This is a genomic window from Bacteroides sp. An269 (assembly GCF_002159755.1).
Taxonomy (GTDB): Bacteria; Bacteroidota; Bacteroidia; order Bacteroidales; family Bacteroidaceae; genus Phocaeicola; species Phocaeicola intestinalis.
Genome location: NZ_NFJG01000218.1, coordinates 1 through 1,894, shown reverse-complemented (window position 1 = coordinate 1,894; position 1,894 = coordinate 1). Strand labels below are relative to the sequence as shown.

Annotated in this window: 2 protein-coding genes; both read left to right on the top strand. The window is 34.8% G+C overall.

Annotated features, from left to right (window positions below; translation table 11 throughout):
* Nucleotides 1-127: 127 nt before the first annotated feature.
* Complete coding sequence (locus B5F71_RS19335) at nucleotides 128-1,210, top strand: Imm5 family immunity protein (RefSeq protein ID WP_071150846.1); 1,083 nt, start codon at nucleotides 128-130, stop codon at nucleotides 1,208-1,210.
* Between the two features lie 93 nt (nucleotides 1,211-1,303).
* Nucleotides 1,304-1,738 (top strand): hypothetical protein, encoded by a 435-nt coding sequence (locus tag B5F71_RS19330; RefSeq protein WP_005650150.1) that lies wholly within the window; start codon nucleotides 1,304-1,306, stop codon nucleotides 1,736-1,738.
* Nucleotides 1,739-1,894: the final 156 nt, after the last annotated feature.

The following is a 1,894-nucleotide window of genomic DNA, read 5'->3' as shown; positions in this document are numbered from 1 at the left end:
ATATATTCAGTGGTGTTCAAAATATTATATCGGGCAATGTCCTTGAAACCATAAATTTAGTATCTAACAACGAAAGATAGCATCTGACGATGCTCCTTTCTAACCATTAGCGAAAACAGAAACCAGTATGATACAGCAAATAGAAAAACTGAAAGAAATAATCAATCAAAATAGCATGGGGCATTTGCCTTTACCCTATCGTGTTGATTTGATGAAACAAATAGGCAACTCCCGGACAGTGCAAAAAGTGTTGTGTGAGTGCTGTAAGAAAGCCTGTTCCAGCTTCCCAGAAGAATTTTGTGCTGAAAACCTGTTGGTTGAAGTCTTGTCGGAAATGGACAGTTATCTGTACAAGAATAAAGGAATTGCCGAAAGCATATTGGTTTCTGTAGAACGGCTGCGCAATTATGTGGAACAATCCGCAGACAGTCCTGACAACATGGCAAGCTGGGCTATCATATCTTTGGGATATGCAATCCGTTATGATGCAGCTTCCATATTAGCAATAGAAGACTATAATGGTGAAGATGATGATGCTTTTGATTTCGAAAGCTGGAATGCGGATTTTATATGCTCGATAGCTTGTTCCGGCAGCAATCCCTTCGTGGAAACTGGAAACGTAGAGAAACGTAAAGAGTACTGGTTGTGGTATGTAAAAATGGTATTGGAAGTTTCTCAAAATCCAAATGTCAAATACCAGTCATTACCAGTATGCAAAAGAGCAACTCCTTTAATTGATATACCTGTTCGTCATCAATTAGATTTAGTAAAAACAAATAAAAGAATATCTTTTGATGATATTAGAGATGCTATTTTACTTCAAATACCTTCTGGGATAAAATGGGATTTTATAGATGTTTTATTTGTATCATGCACCAGCAGTATGTTAAATATACATTCTTCTACTGGAGATAAGATAAAAATAGGGACGATGGCGACCATCAATATATGCAAGGAATTTAGATTAAAACGAAAAGAAATGTATATGTATTATCCAAAGGAAGGAGCTTGGTTCTCTCTAAAAATGGTCATTAACTCAAATAGTTCTTACAATTTGGATTTTAATTATGATAATTGGGATGAAATTCCAAGTTATTTCCAGGAATTAGATTGGATTTTGAGCTTTTACACCAAATTTCCACGAAGTATAGAATATACCCCTAAGTGGTTAAGGAAAATAGTTGGAAGTAGAAAGCTGTACTTGACTTAGTTTCTGTGAGTATATAAAATAATTTCGCTAACAACGCAGGATAACGGCAAGCCGTTCCCTGCTGAACCATTATAAACAATAAAACAATTTTTTATGGAAGATTCTGATATTCTAAAGAGATTTGACAATGATAAGCTAATAGATGTTGTAAAAAATTATAAGCGTTACGGCTATGATGATGAAATTCGTGATTATGCTATTAATTTATTGAAAGAAAGAGGCTGGAGCGTTGAGGATTTGAAAACATTCGGTTATTGGGAAAATTCCGATTACGAAGAAGCATTGATACAATACAAAGCTTATTGTAGAAATTCACTGATAGCTGTCTGTGTCTTGGTATTAAGTCTTTGTATGCTGGTGCCTATCTATCTTGTATTTGTTTTTATGGCATATCGGAATGTATGTAAGTTCTATCAGGCATTAGGGAGAAAGGAAGAAGCTGTATTCTCCTTTGACTTGTGTTGGCACGTTTTGTTGTTCTTTTACCTAAAAGAGAAAATGAAAGAGGAGTTGAAAGGAATAAGATAAGTTTATAACAAGGTCGAGATAACAGCTTAACGCTGTCCCTCACCAAACCATTAGATACAATTAGATATGAATATACCTACTGCAATAAAGGAAATACTTGTTCATAACCATTGGGATGAATTTAACTTTCAAATGATGTCGGATTGTTACGCTGAT

Excerpts from the sequence above, each read along its gene's own strand:
- B5F71_RS19335 (WP_071150846.1), top strand. The coding sequence starts at position 128 with ATGATACAGCAAATAGAAAAACTGAAAGAAATAATCAATCAAAATAGC.
- B5F71_RS19330 (WP_005650150.1), top strand. The coding sequence starts at position 1,304 with ATGGAAGATTCTGATATTCTAAAGAGATTTGACAATGATAAGCTAATA.